The organism is Polaribacter sp. 20A6, assembly GCF_011378915.1.
GTDB classification, from domain to species: domain Bacteria; phylum Bacteroidota; class Bacteroidia; order Flavobacteriales; family Flavobacteriaceae; genus Polaribacter; species Polaribacter sejongensis.
In genome coordinates, this window is sequence record NZ_WTPZ01000001.1 from 785,456 (window position 1) to 803,159 (window position 17,704).

Sequence of the window (17,704 nt, forward strand, 5' to 3'; positions counted from 1 at the left end):
AATGTGACATTTGTCACTTATAGCATTTTTTATTTTGTAAAGTGATTTGTAATTATTTTTAATGTTTTTATTTTTGAATATACTCTTACAATAAAGTTCATGAATCAAAATAGGTCGTTAAGTTTAAAAAATGATATTTTTGGCACAACTATTGAAAATAGGAAACAAACTATCTATTATGGAAAAAAAATTACTATTTATTTTAACGTTTTTAATTTTTACTTCTTGCAGTAGTATTAAAAGTGCACAAGAAGCTATTAATAACGGTAATTATGATGGAGCTATTAATATAGCTTTAGAAAAATTAAAGAAAAATAAGACTAAAAAAGGAAATCAGCCCTATATTATTATGTTAGAACAAGCTTTTGTTAAAGCAAATTCTAAAGATTTAGCACAAATTAATTTCTTAAAGAAAGACAATAATCCGGAAAGTATAGAATCTATTTACGGACTTTATGAAAATTTAAAAAATAGGCAAGAAAATATAAAACCTTTGTTGCCTTTAACTATTTTAGAAGAAGGTAGAGATGCTGATTTTAAGTTTGTTAATTATGATAATGAAATTATAGCTACAAAAAATCAATTATCAGATCATTTATATGAAAAAGCAAAAGAGCTATTTAATAGCAATAACAAGTTAGATTATAGAACTGCATATTCTGAATTAGAATACTTAGAACAAATAAATCCGAATTATAAAGATGTGCGTAATTTAATGGAAATTGCACATCAAAACGGATTAGATTTTGTGATTGTTTCTATGAAAAATGAAACTAAAAAAATAATTCCGAAGAAATTAGAAGAAGATTTATTAAACTTTGATACGTATGGGTTAAATGATTTTTGGACGATTTACCACGGAAGAAAAAACAGAGAAATAACGTATGATTTTAGTTTAGAGTTAAACCTTATAAACATATCAATTTCTCCGGAACAGGTTAAGGAAAAAGAAGTTATTAAAGAAAGTCAGGTTAAAGATGGATTAAAATATCTTTTAGATGAAAATGGAAAGAATGTTTTAGATGATAAAGGCAATAAAGTTCAGGTTGATAAAATGATAAATGTTCGATGTTACTTATATCAATTTACGCAATTAAAAACAGCAAAAGTTGTTGGGCAAGTAAAATATGTAGATTTAATTTCTCGTCAAGTAATAGAAACGTATCCTATAGAAAGCGAGTTTATTTTTGAGCATACTTACGCAAATTATAAAGGAGATAAAAGAGCTTTAAGTAAATCTCATTTAGATTTAGTGACTTTAAAAGGCGTTCCTTTTCCTACTAATGAACAAATGGTGTATGAGACCGGAGAGGATTTAAAAGAAAGACTAAAATATATTATTACTCAAAATAAATTTAGAAATTAAATTTTCAAAAGAATCTGAGATAAAATTAGAAATTAAAAAAGCCTCACAAATTATTGTGAGGCTTTTTTATTAAAAATTAAAAAAATTATTTCTTGATATAGTTTTCAGGAATAGCAAAGTCTTTTCTAAAACCTTCTACAAATTTAATATTGGTAATTTTTGCAAATCCAATTTTATCGGTTAGACCTTTATCAATACTCCAACCATAAAATTCCCAATTTGCAGCAAAAGGAACTCCATCAACATCTGTATAATCGATATATTTAATAGCATGTGGATCTGCTTCTGCAGCTTCTGTACTTTTATTAACGGTAACAATATAAGCAACATCTTCTAAAAGATCTGTTTTTTTGTCTTTATACACAACGTACCAATCATCTGGTGCATCACCTGTATTTGCTTCGAAACTTAATTTTGCAGTATCATAGTTCTGAGTAGCTTCTTTAGTTTTAAAAGCATCATTCCAGATAGTTCCATTATCGCTTAATTTATAAGGAAATAAGAAGAAATAGCTCCAAGTATAGGCATGAAAACGAACTCCTGGGTTTGCTTCTAAACTAGGAGAAACAAAAATGTTTTCTTTATTTACATAAATTTCATCACCATTTTTATAAGTGATTTTTGCAATATCAGAAGTTGTTGAAACAGTTACGTTTGCGTTAAAAACCTCGTTTCCTCCAAATTCTATAAAAGCATCAAATTGTATTGCTTCTTTTGCTAGAAAAGCATCTTTTTTATGTGCTACTTCTATTTTTTGAGCAAAAGTTTTTTCTACAACAGGTTGTGGTTTTTCTTCTATTTGTTTTGTTTTAGCTGGGTCTTTTTTACAACTTACAATAAGTAGTAAACTAGCAAATAATGTAATCAATGGTTTTTTCATGTGGCTTATTTAAATGGATATTAATTGATTTAATGTATAGTTATCGGTTTAAAAATAGAAACCTTACATTTTATATTTAGAAATTTGATTTTTTTTATCAAGTTGATCAAAGAACTTACGTTTAAGATTATTCTTTAGCACCGTTACTCTTTGCTGTTTCTATCCAGAGTTCTGCTATTCCTTTTGTATCTGCACCTAAACCTCTAGATAATTGCAATGCAACGCCCATAATTAAAATACAAGCTTCATGAACCTGATCTAATGTTTGTAAACAACCAAACTCTTCTTGTGCTTTTAATTGTAATAAATCGTTGTGTTTCTGAGCAAATTCAATAGAATTTTCTTTAATATCTGTTATATCAGGAATCATTAATGCGTCTATCCAATCTTTACCAATTCTTTCTGCCAATAATTCAGGTGATTCATTACCCATTTCTCTCCACAAAGCCAGTGTTTTTGTATCGCCAGAGGCGGATAAACCACTTTCTAATAACAATTCAAAAGCAATATCTGCAATGTTTTGCATTACGTTTAAATAGGCATCTTGTGCTTTTTCAAAAGGAGCTGCTCCTTGACCTTTTAGATACTCGCCAACACTTAATTTTGGTAAATTTAAAACTTCGGCACAGTCTGTTAAACATGGAAATTTTGGTCCTTCAAAAATATAATCTGCTTTTTCAAATTGAATTTGACGACCTAACGGATATAAACGACACGCTAACGGACGACCTTGGTGCACGCTACAACCATGATTTTCTACATACTGACTGCAAGCATTCTGACCCTTTTTATCTTGTTTTCCATTAAAAGTTAATCGGATTCCTCCAAAATCGGTGTACAAATCACGAAAGGTTTTTGGACTTACTTTTTTCTCTTTACTAAAACTAAATAACTCCCAAGGATTTAGCATAACCGCTTTTCCGAAACAGCAGGTTCCAGCGCGCGAGCAGGTGAGTGGTAATATACTTTCAGTGCTCAGCTTTGTAGTTTGCATTCGTTTTGGTCGTTTTAATAATTAGTTTTCATATCGATTCAATTAACTAAAAAGAATAATTGAATTGAGCTGTAAAGATATTATTTTTCAACCTTAAATTTAGAAGAAATTGTTATTTAACTTTCTAAAATCTCTAGTTGTTGCATAATTTGAGATTCTGTTACTGGATATGGTTTTCCTTCTCTAATCTCATTATAAACATCATCAAATACTTGCATATAAGAAGATTTTTCAGAAACTATATTTTCATGTTTCTTTATGCCTTCATCATTAAAATACGTTAAAACACCTTGATTATTAATGTCTTCTAAACCAAATAAAGGATTGGAAGGTTTCATACCGTTTTGCAATTGTTGTTCTTGTACATCTGCACGTTGTTTTATATAAGAACCTTTTGTTCCGTGTAAAATAAAAGCAGGTTGTGGTGTTGTTACCAACAAACTTGTGGTAATAAAAACTTGGAGCCCGTTTGGATACAATAATTGAAAATGGGCATAATCATCTACTTGCGTATTCGGACGAAATTTACCTAATTGTTTTTTCCATTCTAATGGAATTCCAAAAAGAGAAATTACGGCATCTAATAAATGCGGACCTAAATCATAGGCTAAACCACTTCCAGGAACCGGAGTTTCTTTAGTTGCTTTTGGTCCGATATTATATTTATAACGATCATAACGAAGGTGAAACTCTACCAAATTACCTAATTTACCAGAATCTAACACACTTTTTACGGATAAAAAATCACTATCATAACGTCTGTTTTGATATGCTAAAACAGCACGATTGTATTTTTTTGATGCAGTAAATAGTTGTTTTGCTTCAGTTGAGTTTACTGTAAAAGGTTTTTCTAGTAATACATGTTTTTTTGCTTGTAAAGCTTTTAAAGTAAATTCAAAATGAGTGGTATTTGGAGTATTGATAATAACCAATTCTATTTCTGAATCGGCTAAAAGTTCATCAATACTATCATAACTTTTTATGGTAGGATAGGTCAGATGTGCTTTTTTTAAAGATCTTTCTACAACCGCACTTAATTCAAAATTAGGATGTTCATTAATAAATGGAGCATGAAATATTTGTCCTGACATTCCAAAAGAAAAAACACCTGTTTTTAATACATTTTTATTCATAAACTGATTTTAAAACTTTAGCTATTTTTAATATTCCATTAATGCATTAAACTTACTATTTAAGTTGTAAATATTTAAATTATCATCAAAAGCCACCTGAACAGCCAAAAGTTTTATTTCTAATTCAGAGATTTTATTATCAATTTTATTTTTGTCTCCAATAGCTTTACTTTTTTCTAAAACTTGTTTTAAGGCAGATTGATAAGTGCTAAAAATAGAGATATATTCTTTACTTAAAGATTCTACTTCATCTCTTATAAACTTCGCCTGATTTAACGCATATGTAGGATACATTAAGTTTTTATTTGTTAAATGATTGTTGTAATCTAAGGGTTTAGCACTAATTATTTTATCTACACTTTGCTGTACAATGCCTTTGGTATAGTGCTTATTTATAACGTTTGTTAAAGTTAGTTTTTTGTCCTGCTCAGAAATGGCATTTGGGTTTAACGTATTAGAACGTTCTGTGGTGTATTGCGTTAAAAGTAATACCAATCCTTCTTTTCTAATGTCTAAATTACCAAGATTTTGTTCAAATTCGGTTTGTGCTTTTGCCAATCCTTCATAATGCACCAAATACACATTTAATGATTTTTTTAAATCAATAACATCATCTATGGAAACATCGTTTCCTTTAAGCGCATTGCCCATCACCAGATTTACAACAGACTTTATAGAACTCACCACAGGTATTGCACTGGTTAATTCTTCTGTTAATGGCGATTTTATAATATTATCTATAAAAAGTAGAAATTTAGATTTTTTTACGCCATTAATTTTTCGATTCCCTTTTATGATTTCATTCTCTAAAATTTTTGCAATTTCTTCGGATAAAGAAAAACCTAAATCTGAATTTTCAGGATTGTTTAAGCTAGAGATTTGAGTAAGATAATCACTAGTTGCATCTAGTTGTTTTATGGCATTTAAACTTGCGTTTGAAGCAAAAACAAATTCTGTAGTATTAATAATTTTTTTTCTTCTTTGTTCTAATTGGTTCTTTAAACCAAAAAGCTCTGCATCCGAAAGTTTCTTAATAATTTGGTTGTTAGACTTCATTAACTCTTCAAAATTGTTCACTTTTAGAACAACAGTATCTAATTTGTCTTTTGTTTTTAATAGCTCAAAATAATTTTTATAAATTACATTTAAAGAGTCTTTATTATTTTGTGCGCTTACTATTGATGCTGAAATAATGGTAATAATTGTCAGTAATTTTTTCATAAGATACATTGTTCTTGGTTTCAAATTTCTTAAAATATTAATTCTGATACAAAGCAACATTCATGCCTTTAATCACAAGCGAACGAAATTAACTTTTTTGAATTGAAATATCAAGTTGAAAATGAGTGTTTTTAATTCCCTTTAATCCTTTCCCACAATTCTGATAATAGTTTTTTAGCATCTCTTTTATCTTTAGCTTCTTCAATAAAAGACGGAACACCATTAGTATCGACTTCAATTTTGTATTTAAAAACAAAATTCTCTGCATTTGGTTTCATACTTAAAGCTCCAAAACGTAAATCATTAAAATACAAAGCATCATCTTTTTTATTGATAGTGTACCAACCATTAGTAATCGCAATCATGCGTTTCATTTTTGGTTGATGAACTAAATCACCTAACAATTCATGATTTTTTGGATAACTAGAAAAATCAACCGGGTTTTTATCAAAAAAAGAAGAATGACCAATTAAAAAAGCATTTTCTGTTTCTACATTAGCAGTCCATAAAATGGTATTTAAAGGTGTTGGTTTTGTTTGTATTTCTTTATACTGAATATTTTGTACAGCCAATTCTTTGGTAAATGTTTGATAAGAAATACCTTTTAATACAAGCGTAAGTGCTAAATAAGAACTACTAATAATAAGGCCTAAATTATTATAAAAACGCCTTTTTTTAGCTTCTTTTTTCTGAAACGCAGCCAAAATTAAAAGCACCAAAAAAGGGATTGTATATAAAGGGTCTACTACAAAAACATTTTTAAAAGCCAAACGAATGTCTAAAGGCCAAAAAAGTTGTGTTCCCCAGGTAGTTTGGGCATCTAAAATTGGATGTGTTATAAAAGCCCAAAAGAAAAGCCAAGACCAATCTTTTACATTTTTATATTTTTCATATCGTGTGACAATAAATGCTAAAATAGGAGCAAAGAGCACTGAGAAAAAGATAGAATGTGTAAAACCTCTATGTATTTCTAAGGCACTGACTTTATCTGCAAAGAAATTAGCAAAAATATCTAAATCCGGAATTGTACCTGCAATAGCACCATACAACATGGCTTTATTACCAATTTTTCTACCAAGAACAGCTTCTCCAACTGCTGCACCTAAAACTATTTGTGTTAATGAATCCATTAGATTATTTTTTTACTAATAATTAATAACTCTTTCTAAATTTTTTTTCAACTGAATAATCAATCAAGTTCATAAAGTTTTCATGAACTCCTAATGTATTTTCTAAGTTTAACTGCTGAATGAGTTTTAAAATTTGGTCCGTTTTAAACTGTAAATCTGGGATAGAAATATAATTTTCAAAAATATCGCCAATGGTTTTGTAATACAGCGTTTCAAACGAATTTAAGTTGTTTGGTTTTACTGTAACATACTCATAAGAATTTATATGAAAAGACTCTAAAACATCACCAACATATTCTTTGTGTAAAATCTGTGTAGGGTTTACAATATTCAATTCTTTTATTTTTGGATTTAAAAAAGCATATAAAATTGCTTTCGAAACAAAATCTACAGGCACAATATTTAAACCACTTTTTTTGTCAATCCAAATTCTGAAAGCTTCTTTAGATTTGGTAGCATACTTTGCTAAAAAGATGGCCCAAGAATAGAAAACATCATACTTTGGAGTTTCGTAAAAAGGTTTATCAATTAAACGACCGCAAATAATACTAGGTCTTAAAATTTGAGAAGCTATATTTTTATGCTTGCACGTTTCTTTTACAAAACGTTCACTTTCATATTTAGATTGCTCATACGGATTTCTAAAATTGGTAACGGTATAGTTTTCAATAGTATCACATACTTTTTCATTTTGGATACCAAAAGAATACGCCGTACTAATGTATAAAAAACGAGTTACACACTCTGGTAACTGCTCTAAAAGTTGCTTGGTTACCAAAAAGTTTTGAGTATGAACTGTCTTTTTAGAATCATTTGTACTAGATAAATTAGTAGAACCAGCACAATGAATTACAGTATCAAAAATATAAGTTTCTAAAACATCCTTACTAATTGTTGCTAAATCATTAGAGATAACCGTGATTTTTTCTAGACAAGATTCAAGTGTAAAATCATTTAAAAATTCAGGACGAGAAGTATCTTCTAAAACAGCTAATAAGCGTTGTTCAGCTGTTTTTTGATTCGCCCGAATCACTACAAAAAGATGATTTACCGTTTTTTCAACAATGGCTTTGTGTAGCCATTCAAAAATAATATGACTTCCAACAATTCCCGTTCCTCCAGTTAATAAGCAATTCATATTTTTTTGATGAAATTTCAATAGATGATTTGATAAAAAAATAGTTGTCTTATTACAGACAACTATTTTTCTGCTTGAGTACAGTTTAAATTTTATTAATTATAATATATAATTATAAAGTTCTCGACTGCACTCGAACGAACATATTATTTTATCCTTTGTAAAAAGGAAGTTTTACAATTGTTGCTGGAATCGCTTTTTTACGAACCTGAATATGTATTTGTGTACCTACTTTAGATAAAACTCTTGGTACATAACCCATTCCAATTCCTTTTTGTAAACAAGGACTCATAGTACCAGAAGTAACTTCGCCAATAACGTTTCCGTTACCATCTACAATATCATAACCATGTCTTGGTATTCCTCTTTCATCAAGTTCAAAAGCAACCAATTTTCTTTCTGGTTTGTGTTCTTTTTGTTTTGCTAGCGCTTCTGCATTTACAAATTCTTTGGTGAATTTTGTAATCCAACCTAATCCTGCTTCAATAGGTGATGTTGTATCGTTAATATCATTTCCGTACAAGCAATATCCCATTTCTAAACGCAAAGTATCTCTTGCCGCTAAACCAATTGGCTTAATTCCAAAATCTGCTCCAGCTTCAAAAACTTTGTTCCATATTTGTTCAGCTTCTTCATTTTTACAGTAAATTTCAAATCCGCCAGAACCAGTATAACCCGTTGCAGAAATTATTACATTCTCAATTCCGGCAAAATCACTAATTTTAAATTTATAAAAAGGAATGCTTGCTAAATCAACAGAAGTTAAAGATTGCATTGCTTCTATAGCTTTAGGACCTTGAATAGCTAATAATGAATACCCCTCAGATAAGTCTCTTAAATCTGCATTAAACTCCTCATTATATTTAGAAATCCAGTTCCAATCCTTTTCAATATTAGAAGCATTTACGACAAGTAAATACGTGTTTTTCTTAATTTTATAACAAATTAAATCATCTACTATTCCGTTATCTTCATTAGGGAAACAGCTGTATTGTGCATCTCCAATCTCTAGTTTAGAAGCATCGTTAGAGGTAACTTTCTGTATTAAAGGCAATGCATTTTCACCTTCCACTAAAAACTCTCCCATGTGGCTTACATCAAAAACACCAACGGCATTTCTAACAGTTAAATGTTCTGCTGTAACTCCTTCGTATTGTACAGGCATGTTGTAACCAGCAAAAGGAACCATTTTAGCACCTAAAGCAACGTGAATATTATTTAATGCAATATTTTTCATGTATAGATTTCTTAAATTTCAGCTAAATTATTGAAAAAAATGGAATTATCTATCACGAATACTTTGTTAATATTTTTACCTAGAAAATAATAAATGTTACTTTTGAAATTCTCAATTATAAAACCACCCTTATGAAAGTTTTTAACTTTTTATTTGTCACTTTTTTGCTATTTACCTTAAATAGTATTGCTCAAACTCCTACAGATTATTTGCCAAAAGAATTTCATAAAGAAAGGCGTGCTATTTTGCGTTCTAAAATGCCAAAAAACTCTTTGGCTGTTGTGTTTGCAAACCCTGTAAGAAATAGAGCAAATGATGTAGATTATGTATTTCATCAAGATCCTAATTTTTATTATTTAACCGGTTATAGAGAACCAAATGCAGTTTTAGTATTGTTTTCTGAGTTTCAAACAGATGAAAAAGGAAATTCTTATAACGAGGTTTTATATGTACAAAAAAAGGATGCGAGAGCAGAAATGTGGTACGGAAAACGTTTGGGGGCAGAAAAAGCAGCAGCAGAATTAGGTTTTAATACCACAATGAATGCAGAAGATTTTATAGCGTCACAAATTGATTTTAAGAAATTTGATAAGGTTTTTATTACAGAATTTAAGGATGATTACAGAAATTCATCTAGAAATAATGCAGAGATTTATGATTTAGTAACAAGTTTTAAGGAAAAATTAGGTTTTAATGATATTCAATTTTCATCTAAAAACCTAGAGAAGGCATATAATCAGATTGCAAATGTTCCTGATAAAAATATGATTGAGCTTTCTAAAAAGATAAATGAAGATCTTACTCGTTTTCCAGAGTTACAAAACGACCAATTAATTACCAATTTTGCAAAAGCAAAAAATGATAATGAATTAAAAGATTATCAGAAAAAAATCTTCATAAGGTTAATCGCTAAAAAGAATAATAACTTCAACTTTTACTTTTTAACCAATACTTTAGCAACCATGAGAGAGGTTAAAACTGCTGAAGAAGTTAAGTTATTAACCAAAGCAGTGCGAATTTCTGCTGTTGGACAAATAGAGGTGATGAAGGCAATGAAACCACACATGTCGGAAACGGAATTGCAAGGGATTCATGAATTTGTGTACAAAAAATATGGGGCTGAATACGAAGGATATCCGTCTATTGTAGGTGCCGGAAATAACGGTTGCATTTTGCATTATATCGAAAATAATAAAACTAAAGTTGGCAACGATTTAGTTTTAATGGATTTAGGAGCGGAATATAGAGGATACACGGCGGACGTAACGCGCACAATTCCTGCTAGCGGAAAATTCACAAAAGCACAAGAAGAAATTTATAATATTGTCTATAAAGCGCAAGAAGCAGGAATTGCCTTGTATAAAATAGGTGAACCAATGAGTGCGCCAAACATGGCAGCGATAAAAGTGATTAATGAAGGCTTGTTTCAACTCGGAATTATAAAATCTATCACCGAAAGACACAACTATTTACCACATGGAGTTTTGCATCATATTGGTTTAGACGTGCACGATCCAGGAAATTATAATAACTTTGGAGAAAATATGATTGTTACTATGGAACCCGGAATTTATATTCCAGAAGGTAGTAATTGCGATAAAAAATATTGGGGAATTGGTATTCGAATAGAAGATGATATTTTAGTGACTAAAAACGGTCCTATAAATTTATCTGAAGAAGCACCCAGAACCGTAAAAGAAATAGAAAAAATGATGGCAAAAAAATCTGTTTTAGATGATTTTGTATTGCCAAATTTAGATTAATAATTATGAGCACAGAACAACCAAACAATCCGTTACACGGTATAAAATTAGCCACCATGTTAGAAGAATTATTCTTAGAATATGGTTGGGAAGAATTAGGCGATAGTTTAAATATTAACGCATTTAAAAACAATCCTACCTATAAGTCTTCTTTAAAATTTTTAAGAACCACACCTTGGGCAAGAGAAAAAGTAGAGCAGTTTTACTTAAAAAACATGATTGATTAATATTTATTAGAAGCTATTTCCTGCTTTCACTACTCGCTTTTTTTACTGCTAGTTCTCGATACAAATTTGCTTATTCTTCACAAATTCACTCGAACTGACAGTAAAAAAGAGCTCAAACATACCGTTCAATCAGGGCTGGACTTGTTTGCTGACTTTTAGTGTTTAATTGGTTGCTTTTAAATCTCAATAAAGCAGTAAGTATAAGTATTTTTACACAGTTTGTCATTTTGACCTTTTAGGAGAAATCGCATAAGAATGCTCAGTTTTGTGGTTTAATTGTTATGAGATTTCTCAATCGCAAAAAAACTCATTTCGAAATGACAGTCGTTAGAAGTTAAAACAGTCAGTTTTGTTATTTCGTCCTTTTGGGAGAAATCGCATAAGGCTATGCAATTTTGTAAGTCTATATTTATTAGGTTTATCATTAGTTTATCTTGAGCAAAGTCGAAAGGCGAAAAAGTTTATTTCGAAATGACAATCGTTAGAAAATAAAGGATAAACAAATTATAAAAACTAAAATTTGACTAATTAGTTTTATTCTAAATGTTATTGGATATTTTAAAAATGTCATTCCGAATGCTACTGAAATCAAAAGATATTTTGATTGAAAGTAGCTTGCGGAGCTAAAAAAAGAGGAATCTAGAAGCGTTATGAGATTTCTCATTAGTTTATCTTGAACGAAGTCGAAAGGCGAAAAAGCTCATTTCGAAATGACATGGAGTGATAAAGGAAAATTTAACCTTTCAATAATTCCATCAGTTTTTCTGTTCCAACACTAGCAACTTCATCAATAATTGTTAAATTATTAAAACGACCTTTAGAAACGGCAGGTTTTGGATCTACAAAATAAATTGGCGTGTTTGACTTTACATAATCTACCAAACCAGCTGCAGGATACACTTGCATAGAAGTACCAATAATTACTAGAATATCTGCTTTTTTAGTAATTTCTATTGCTTTATCTAACATCGGCACCATTTCGCCAAACCAAACAATATGTGGTCTTAATTGACTTTTGTTAGGACATAAATCTCCTAAAACTAAATCTTTTTTCCAGCCTATAACCATATTTTCATCAACAGAACTTCTCACTTTTAAAAGTTCTCCATGTAAATGCGTTACTTTTTTACTGCCTGCACGTTCATGTAAATCATCTACATTTTGAGTGATAATTTCTACATTAAAATCCTTTTCTAAAGCTACTAAATTTTCGTGACCTTTATTAGGTGTAACTTCTAACAACTGTTTTCTACGTTCGTTGTAAAAGTTTAAAACTAATTCAGGGTTTGCAGCATAACCTTCCGGAGAAGCAACATCCATAACATTATGTCCTTCCCACAAACCATCGGCATCTCTAAATGTTTGTATCCCGCTTTCTGCGGAAATTCCTGCTCCAGTTAAAACAACTAATCTTTTCATTAGAAAATTGGTTTTTGTATTTTTATAATATCTTTGATGAAGATAAAAATAATAAAATTAAGTTTGTATTTATGATTGATGAAAAACTATTAAATTATTTTGAAACCTATTTAACTGATAAAAGAAAGAATCTTTTTAAGAAGGTTTTAGAAGATAGAACCAGACATTTTTCGGTAGTTTTAGAAGATATTTTTCAACCTCATAATGCAAGTGCAGTTGTAAGAACTGCAGATATTTTTGGCGTACAAGATGTGCATGCAATAGAAAATAAATATACCAATAAAGTTTCTAGGCATGTTGCAAAAGGCTCTCAAAAATGGGTGACTTCTAGACGATATAAAAAAGACGGTGACAATACCAAAGTTTGTTTAGATCACTTAAGAAAACAAGGATATCAAATTATTGCAACCACACCACACAACGATTCTTGTTTATTGCAAGATTTTGATGTTACAAAAAAATCTGCTTTTGTATTTGGAGTAGAAGCAGAGGGAGTTTCGGATTATGTAAAAGAACAGGCAGACGGATTTTTAAAAATACCAATGGTTGGTTTTACGGAGAGCTTGAATATTTCTGTTGCTGCAGCGATTATTCTACAAGATGTAACTACAAAATTGAGAAATTCTGATGTTGATTGGCAATTATCTAAAGAAGAAAAAGACGTTTTGTATTTTAATTGGGTTCGAAAAACTATTAAAAATGTAGATAAAATAGAAAAACATTATCTAGAAAATTTAAAAACTGAATAAAAAAAAGTCCTTTCTATTTTAATAGAAATGACTTTTTTATTAAGAAGTATATATCGTTTTTATCAATTTATAGATAAAAAATATCATTACTCCAATATTATTTTTTCAATAGTAGCGGTAGACCCACAACGTTTTACCAATAAACTAATTTTTTCTAAGTCTTTTGTCCCTGTAATATAATATTCTGGGCAAGGTTCTTGTCTTGGTTTACTTTTACCAAAATCAACATCACCTGTATATAAAATAGTATTTATTTTTAAAGAATCAATATCAAATTTATGCATTGCATTTTTAGCATCATCAGAAAATAAGCGTTCTTTAATTCTGATAGACTTTAGTGTTCTAGCATCCATTCCGTAATCGAAAGTAGCTTGTTTCTTTTGCCAGAAAAAATATACAGCAATAGAACCTAATGATAAACCTACTAAATAATAACCTATTCGTTTAATGAGCATTGTATAATTTTGAACTGCAAATTTAAGTCTTTTAATCAGTTTTAAACAATATTACTTATTTTCTTATTAAAGAAAAATGAGATCTAAAAATTGCAGGGTTTCCATCTTCGTCAGTATATTTTAAAACATACCAATAGTCTGTACTTGGCATTCTATTTCCGTTGCTACTTATACCTTTCCAACCAGGACCACTCGGTTTTATAGTTTTTATAAATATACCAAATCTATCAAAAATATCTATGGTTGCTGTTGGATCATCTTTTAAATCTGTAATATTCCACTCATCTTTATTGGGGTCAAAATAATTTGGATTATTTAAGGCGGTAAACTCAAGTATTACATCATTACAAAAGTTAGGATTATTTTTAACGGTAATTGTATGATTCCCTCTACCAATCCCTTTAAATATATTGTCTGCTTGATATTCTCCATTATCTAAAGAATAGGTATAATTACCTATACCATATTCAATAATAACGTTAACTTCTATAGTATATAAAGCAGAAAAATTATTTGATAAGATATTAATCTCAAACTCAGGTGTTGTAGATTTCTCGATAACTACTTCTGTTGGTTTGTAATCGCAATCATTATTATTAATAGGGTCTATCCTAGTAGCTGTTATTTTGTAAGTTCCTGCACCTGTTTCTGTTGCATTCCAATTTGCTTGAGAATCAGTACTGATTAATTTATCTTCTAAATACCATTTTATATTATAAGCACTAGCATCTAAACCTGTTTCTATTAAATACTTTTCGGCTTCACCTTTATTATTAACACAAATTGTACCTTCTTTTATATCTAATGTTAATAAAGGATAGATGGTAGTATTAAAACGACCATCTGTATAGCAATCAGGGTTTTCTGTAGGATATGCGCGGACATAAATAGTATTGGTAACATCTTCTGTACCTGAATTTGTAATTGTATAATCAGATACATTTATTAGGTCTGTTCTTTCAATATTTCTGTAATATTCTACTGTAATATCTGGGTTTGATGAAATAGGTAGGATAATAGAACCACATTGTTCTAAATCGTTTACTACTCCTAAATCTTCTAAATTAGGTTTTTTAAATATTTGAACTTCAAAAGAACTTATATTTTGACAAGGATGAGATCTTGTATTTTCTACTATAATATAAATAGTTTGTGATTCCTCAATTAATTCACCTGCAAATAAAGGTCCTGTTTTATCAGCACTTTTATAGTAATTACCTGGTTTAGTTAATCTAGGTAAAGGATAGCTTTCACAAGTTTTTATTACGCTATCAAATTCATCTACTTCACTACTTAGTATTGTTACTGTAAAACTCTTTTCATTGGAACAAGTTGCTATGTCTGGGTCTTCACTGTATATGTAAATTGTTTGTGTTTTTTCTTTAAGAAGTTCTCCAGGAAATAATTCCTTACCACCACCACTTGGTCCACCAGACTCAGTGAAGAATCTTCCATCAAAACTTAATACAGGTAATTCGAAAGGGTCACACTCACTAACATTAGGAAAATCCGGTATTATTGGTTTAGGATTAATAGTTACGGTAAAAGCTGTTTCTGCAGGACAAGTACCGTTTGTATTATATATATAAATGGTTTGTGTACTACTTATTTCGTCACCAGGGGATAATGTTTTTTGTTCAGAAACAGTAGGCCCTCCAGGTTTTGTGTAATAATTTCCATTTTCTATTGTAGGTAATTTAGGTAAGTCATCCTCACAACTTATAATATCGTCTTTATCATCTACTTTTGGAAGTGGGTTAATTGTTACAGAAATCTCATAACCAGTGCAATTTGGAGTAGTAGTTATTTTATCATCTGTTGCATAATAATATATTTTTTGAGATGAAGTAATTTCTGTTCCTGCTGGTACTTCAGTTTTAAAAGTGTTTTCTTTATAATATTTTCCAATTGTTGTAGTTGGTATTGTATAACTACCACATTCGGTTCTATTTGGAAAATCCGTACGCTTTATAATTGTAATTGTAAATTTATTAGGAAGAAAACCTCCAGATATACATCCAGTAGTTTCATTTTTATTGTAATTATATAATGTAATTGAAGAATTTATTATTTGGCCAGGTTCGTATAGTGTTCCAGTAGGATTAGAAATATACCCTGTAGAATATCTTGTTCCTGCAGGCAATGTATAAGATTCACAGGTGATTATATTATCTATTTTATCCGCCACAGATAATGGATAGATCGTTAAATCGAATTTTTTATCTACACATTTTTCTCCTTCAAGTTCAGAATAAAAATAAATAGTTGTATCCTCTTTTAGAATTTTACCAGTTGGTAATAATTCTCCAGTCCCTTTTGGTCCATTTTCTTCTGTATAAAATTGTCCTAACTTACTAGCTGGAATTATAAATTTTTCACAGTGTTTTAATTCTATGTCATAAGTTTTAGCAAAAAATATTGTAAAGCTAGTTTCATTAGAACAGCCAGTAGCATTTTTATTGTAAATAAATATAGTACTTTCTGTTGTAATTCTTTTACCAACAGGTAATTCATCTCCAGCGCCACCAGCTGAAGTATAATATTTCCCATTAGTTATTCTTGGTAATGTATACTCGTCACAAACGTAAATATCAGGTCGTTCATCTATTAAAGGCTTAGAATTAATGGTTACATTAAAACTAACAACATCAAAACAGGTATTGTCTTTGTTTGCTAATCTAGCCCAAATAGTATTTGTACTACTTGATGTTAAGGTGTAATTATCCGAAATTATACTAATATTATTAGCATCTCCTTCAGATTTAAAGTAATTAACTGTGTAATTAGGGGCGCTTAATCCATTTAAAATTTGAACTTCTGTACTTTTTAGAAAACTAATATCACCTTCACAAATTGAAACATCACTTGGCTTGGTTGCTGTAATAGCTGTAACTATAACCTCATCATTTAGCACGCAGCTACTTTTTGTTAAAGAAGTAATTGTTAAAGAATACGTACCAGGAGTATTAATTGTTAATTTAGTTCCATTTTCACCTAAAAGAGATATATTATTTTTTTTCCATTCAAATTTAAAACCATCTGTTTTAGAAAAACCAGAATCTATAATATAATTTTCTTTTGCACAAAGAGTTTTGTCTTCACCTAGGTCAATTAAATCGTCAAAAGTACCCGTTTCTATAAATACTGCTGAATCAAAATCTGAGTTATCATAATCTCCTATAACAAATTTTATTTTGTATTTAGTATTAGGAATTACTGTTGCAGTGGCTGTTAATCTTTTAGTAAAACCTAGCATATTTATGGTAGAATTATCACTATTTTTCCCATAATAAGTACTGAATAATTCTGCATTTACAGAGGTGCAAAAACCGTTATTATTACGGTCTCTTATATTTTTTACAGAGACACTTTGTTTAGCATCTGTAATAGTTGCTATATTCTTTTCACCAGTGTCTGTATTGGTTAATATAATAGCAAATTGATCCCAATTTTGACATTGAAACTCTCCATACTCATTTGAAGCAAATATATAATTGAAACTAAATTTGTTGCCAATCGGAGTAAAGTTAAATTCTAAGAAGCCAACATCAGAGATGTCTTTTAAACCTCCTTCAGCATTGCTAATTGTTTGTAAATTGGAATCTCCTTTTACAGTTGTTTCACTACTTAATTTAGTATTGGTAAAAGGTCCTTCTGTGTCTTTAGCGTTACCTGTTCTTATAATAATTCCTTCTGAAATAGGAAAATCTCCACCGTTATTATTAAAAGTGGCAACAGATTTACTTGAAGAGATTCCAACATTAGAGAGATTGATACAAGAATTATCTATAAGTTGATTAGCAAGTTGTTCTGCTGTTTTGGTATCATCTACAGTAACTGTTTGAGAAAATATAGAAGATGTAAGTAGTAAAGAAGCAACAAAAATGATAGATTTAAAAAATCTATTTAGATTAGTTGTTTTAGGTTTTAAATGTTTCATACTAATAAATATTTATAATAGAAAAATATTGATGTTATGAGGGAAGGTTAAT

The 17,704-nt window shown here is 29.7% G+C and carries 14 protein-coding genes; 4 read left to right on the forward strand and 10 right to left on the reverse strand.

The window, feature by feature from the left end:
• Positions 1-178 precede the first annotated feature (178 nt).
• On the forward strand, positions 179-1,366 hold the full coding sequence (locus GQS57_RS03125; RefSeq protein WP_165731112.1) for a hypothetical protein: 1,188 nt from the start codon (positions 179-181) through the stop codon (positions 1,364-1,366).
• An 85-nt stretch (positions 1,367-1,451) separates the two neighbouring features.
• Here the strand turns inward: GQS57_RS03125 and GQS57_RS03130 are convergent, their stop codons facing one another.
• The 7 genes from GQS57_RS03130 to gcvT form a co-directional block, all read right to left on the reverse strand.
• A complete protein-coding gene (locus GQS57_RS03130) occupies positions 1,452-2,246 on the reverse strand; it encodes a hypothetical protein (RefSeq protein WP_165731113.1) in 795 nt (264 codons plus the stop codon).
• 127 nt (positions 2,247-2,373) lie between these two features.
• The gene (locus GQS57_RS03135) at positions 2,374-3,240 is read right to left on the reverse strand and encodes a YkgJ family cysteine cluster protein (protein ID WP_165731114.1); all 867 of its coding nucleotides are present in this window, start codon (positions 3,238-3,240) and stop codon (positions 2,374-2,376) included.
• Between the two features lie 116 nt (positions 3,241-3,356).
• Positions 3,357-4,373: a Gfo/Idh/MocA family oxidoreductase gene (locus tag GQS57_RS03140; RefSeq protein ID WP_165731115.1), complete on the reverse strand. Its 1,017-nt coding sequence runs from the start codon at positions 4,371-4,373 to the stop codon at positions 3,357-3,359.
• Positions 4,374-4,400: 27 nt separating this feature from the next.
• Entirely contained in the window at positions 4,401-5,594 is a 1,194-nt protein-coding gene (locus GQS57_RS03145) for a hypothetical protein (protein WP_165731116.1), read from the reverse strand.
• A 131-nt stretch (positions 5,595-5,725) separates the two neighbouring features.
• Positions 5,726-6,724, reverse strand: a complete 999-nt coding sequence (locus GQS57_RS03150) for a metal-dependent hydrolase (RefSeq protein WP_165731117.1) — start codon at positions 6,722-6,724, stop codon at positions 5,726-5,728.
• A gap of 22 nt (positions 6,725-6,746) precedes the next feature.
• Complete coding sequence (locus GQS57_RS03155) at positions 6,747-7,862, reverse strand: SDR family oxidoreductase (protein ID WP_165731118.1); 1,116 nt, start codon at positions 7,860-7,862, stop codon at positions 6,747-6,749.
• Between the two features lie 151 nt (positions 7,863-8,013).
• Positions 8,014-9,099, reverse strand: coding sequence for a glycine cleavage system aminomethyltransferase GcvT (gcvT, locus tag GQS57_RS03160; RefSeq protein WP_165731119.1), 1,086 nt, complete (start codon positions 9,097-9,099; stop codon positions 8,014-8,016).
• Between the two features lie 131 nt (positions 9,100-9,230).
• Between gcvT and GQS57_RS03165 the strand changes: the two genes are divergently transcribed.
• Positions 9,231-10,862 carry an aminopeptidase P family protein gene (locus GQS57_RS03165; protein WP_165731120.1) on the forward strand — a complete coding sequence of 544 codons (1,632 nt, stop codon included), beginning with the start codon at positions 9,231-9,233 and terminating at the stop codon, positions 10,860-10,862.
• Positions 10,863-10,867: 5 nt separating this feature from the next.
• Positions 10,868-11,089, forward strand: coding sequence for a VF530 family DNA-binding protein (locus GQS57_RS03170; RefSeq protein WP_165731121.1), 222 nt, complete (start codon positions 10,868-10,870; stop codon positions 11,087-11,089).
• A 735-nt stretch (positions 11,090-11,824) separates the two neighbouring features.
• On the opposite strand, the gene GQS57_RS03175 is transcribed toward GQS57_RS03170, so the two are convergent.
• Positions 11,825-12,508, reverse strand: coding sequence for an NAD-dependent deacylase (locus GQS57_RS03175; RefSeq protein ID WP_165731122.1), 684 nt, complete (start codon positions 12,506-12,508; stop codon positions 11,825-11,827).
• Between the two features lie 71 nt (positions 12,509-12,579).
• Between GQS57_RS03175 and GQS57_RS03180 the strand changes: the two genes are divergently transcribed.
• On the forward strand, positions 12,580-13,257 hold the full coding sequence (locus GQS57_RS03180; RefSeq protein ID WP_165731283.1) for an RNA methyltransferase: 678 nt from the start codon (positions 12,580-12,582) through the stop codon (positions 13,255-13,257).
• A gap of 86 nt (positions 13,258-13,343) precedes the next feature.
• On the opposite strand, the gene GQS57_RS03185 is transcribed toward GQS57_RS03180, so the two are convergent.
• Both GQS57_RS03185 and GQS57_RS03190 read right to left on the reverse strand, forming a co-directional pair.
• Entirely contained in the window at positions 13,344-13,712 is a 369-nt protein-coding gene (locus GQS57_RS03185; RefSeq protein ID WP_165731123.1) for a DUF4258 domain-containing protein, read from the reverse strand.
• A gap of 55 nt (positions 13,713-13,767) precedes the next feature.
• Positions 13,768-17,652 (reverse strand): choice-of-anchor L domain-containing protein, encoded by a 3,885-nt coding sequence (locus GQS57_RS03190; RefSeq protein ID WP_165731124.1) that lies wholly within the window; start codon positions 17,650-17,652, stop codon positions 13,768-13,770.
• Positions 17,653-17,704: the final 52 nt, after the last annotated feature.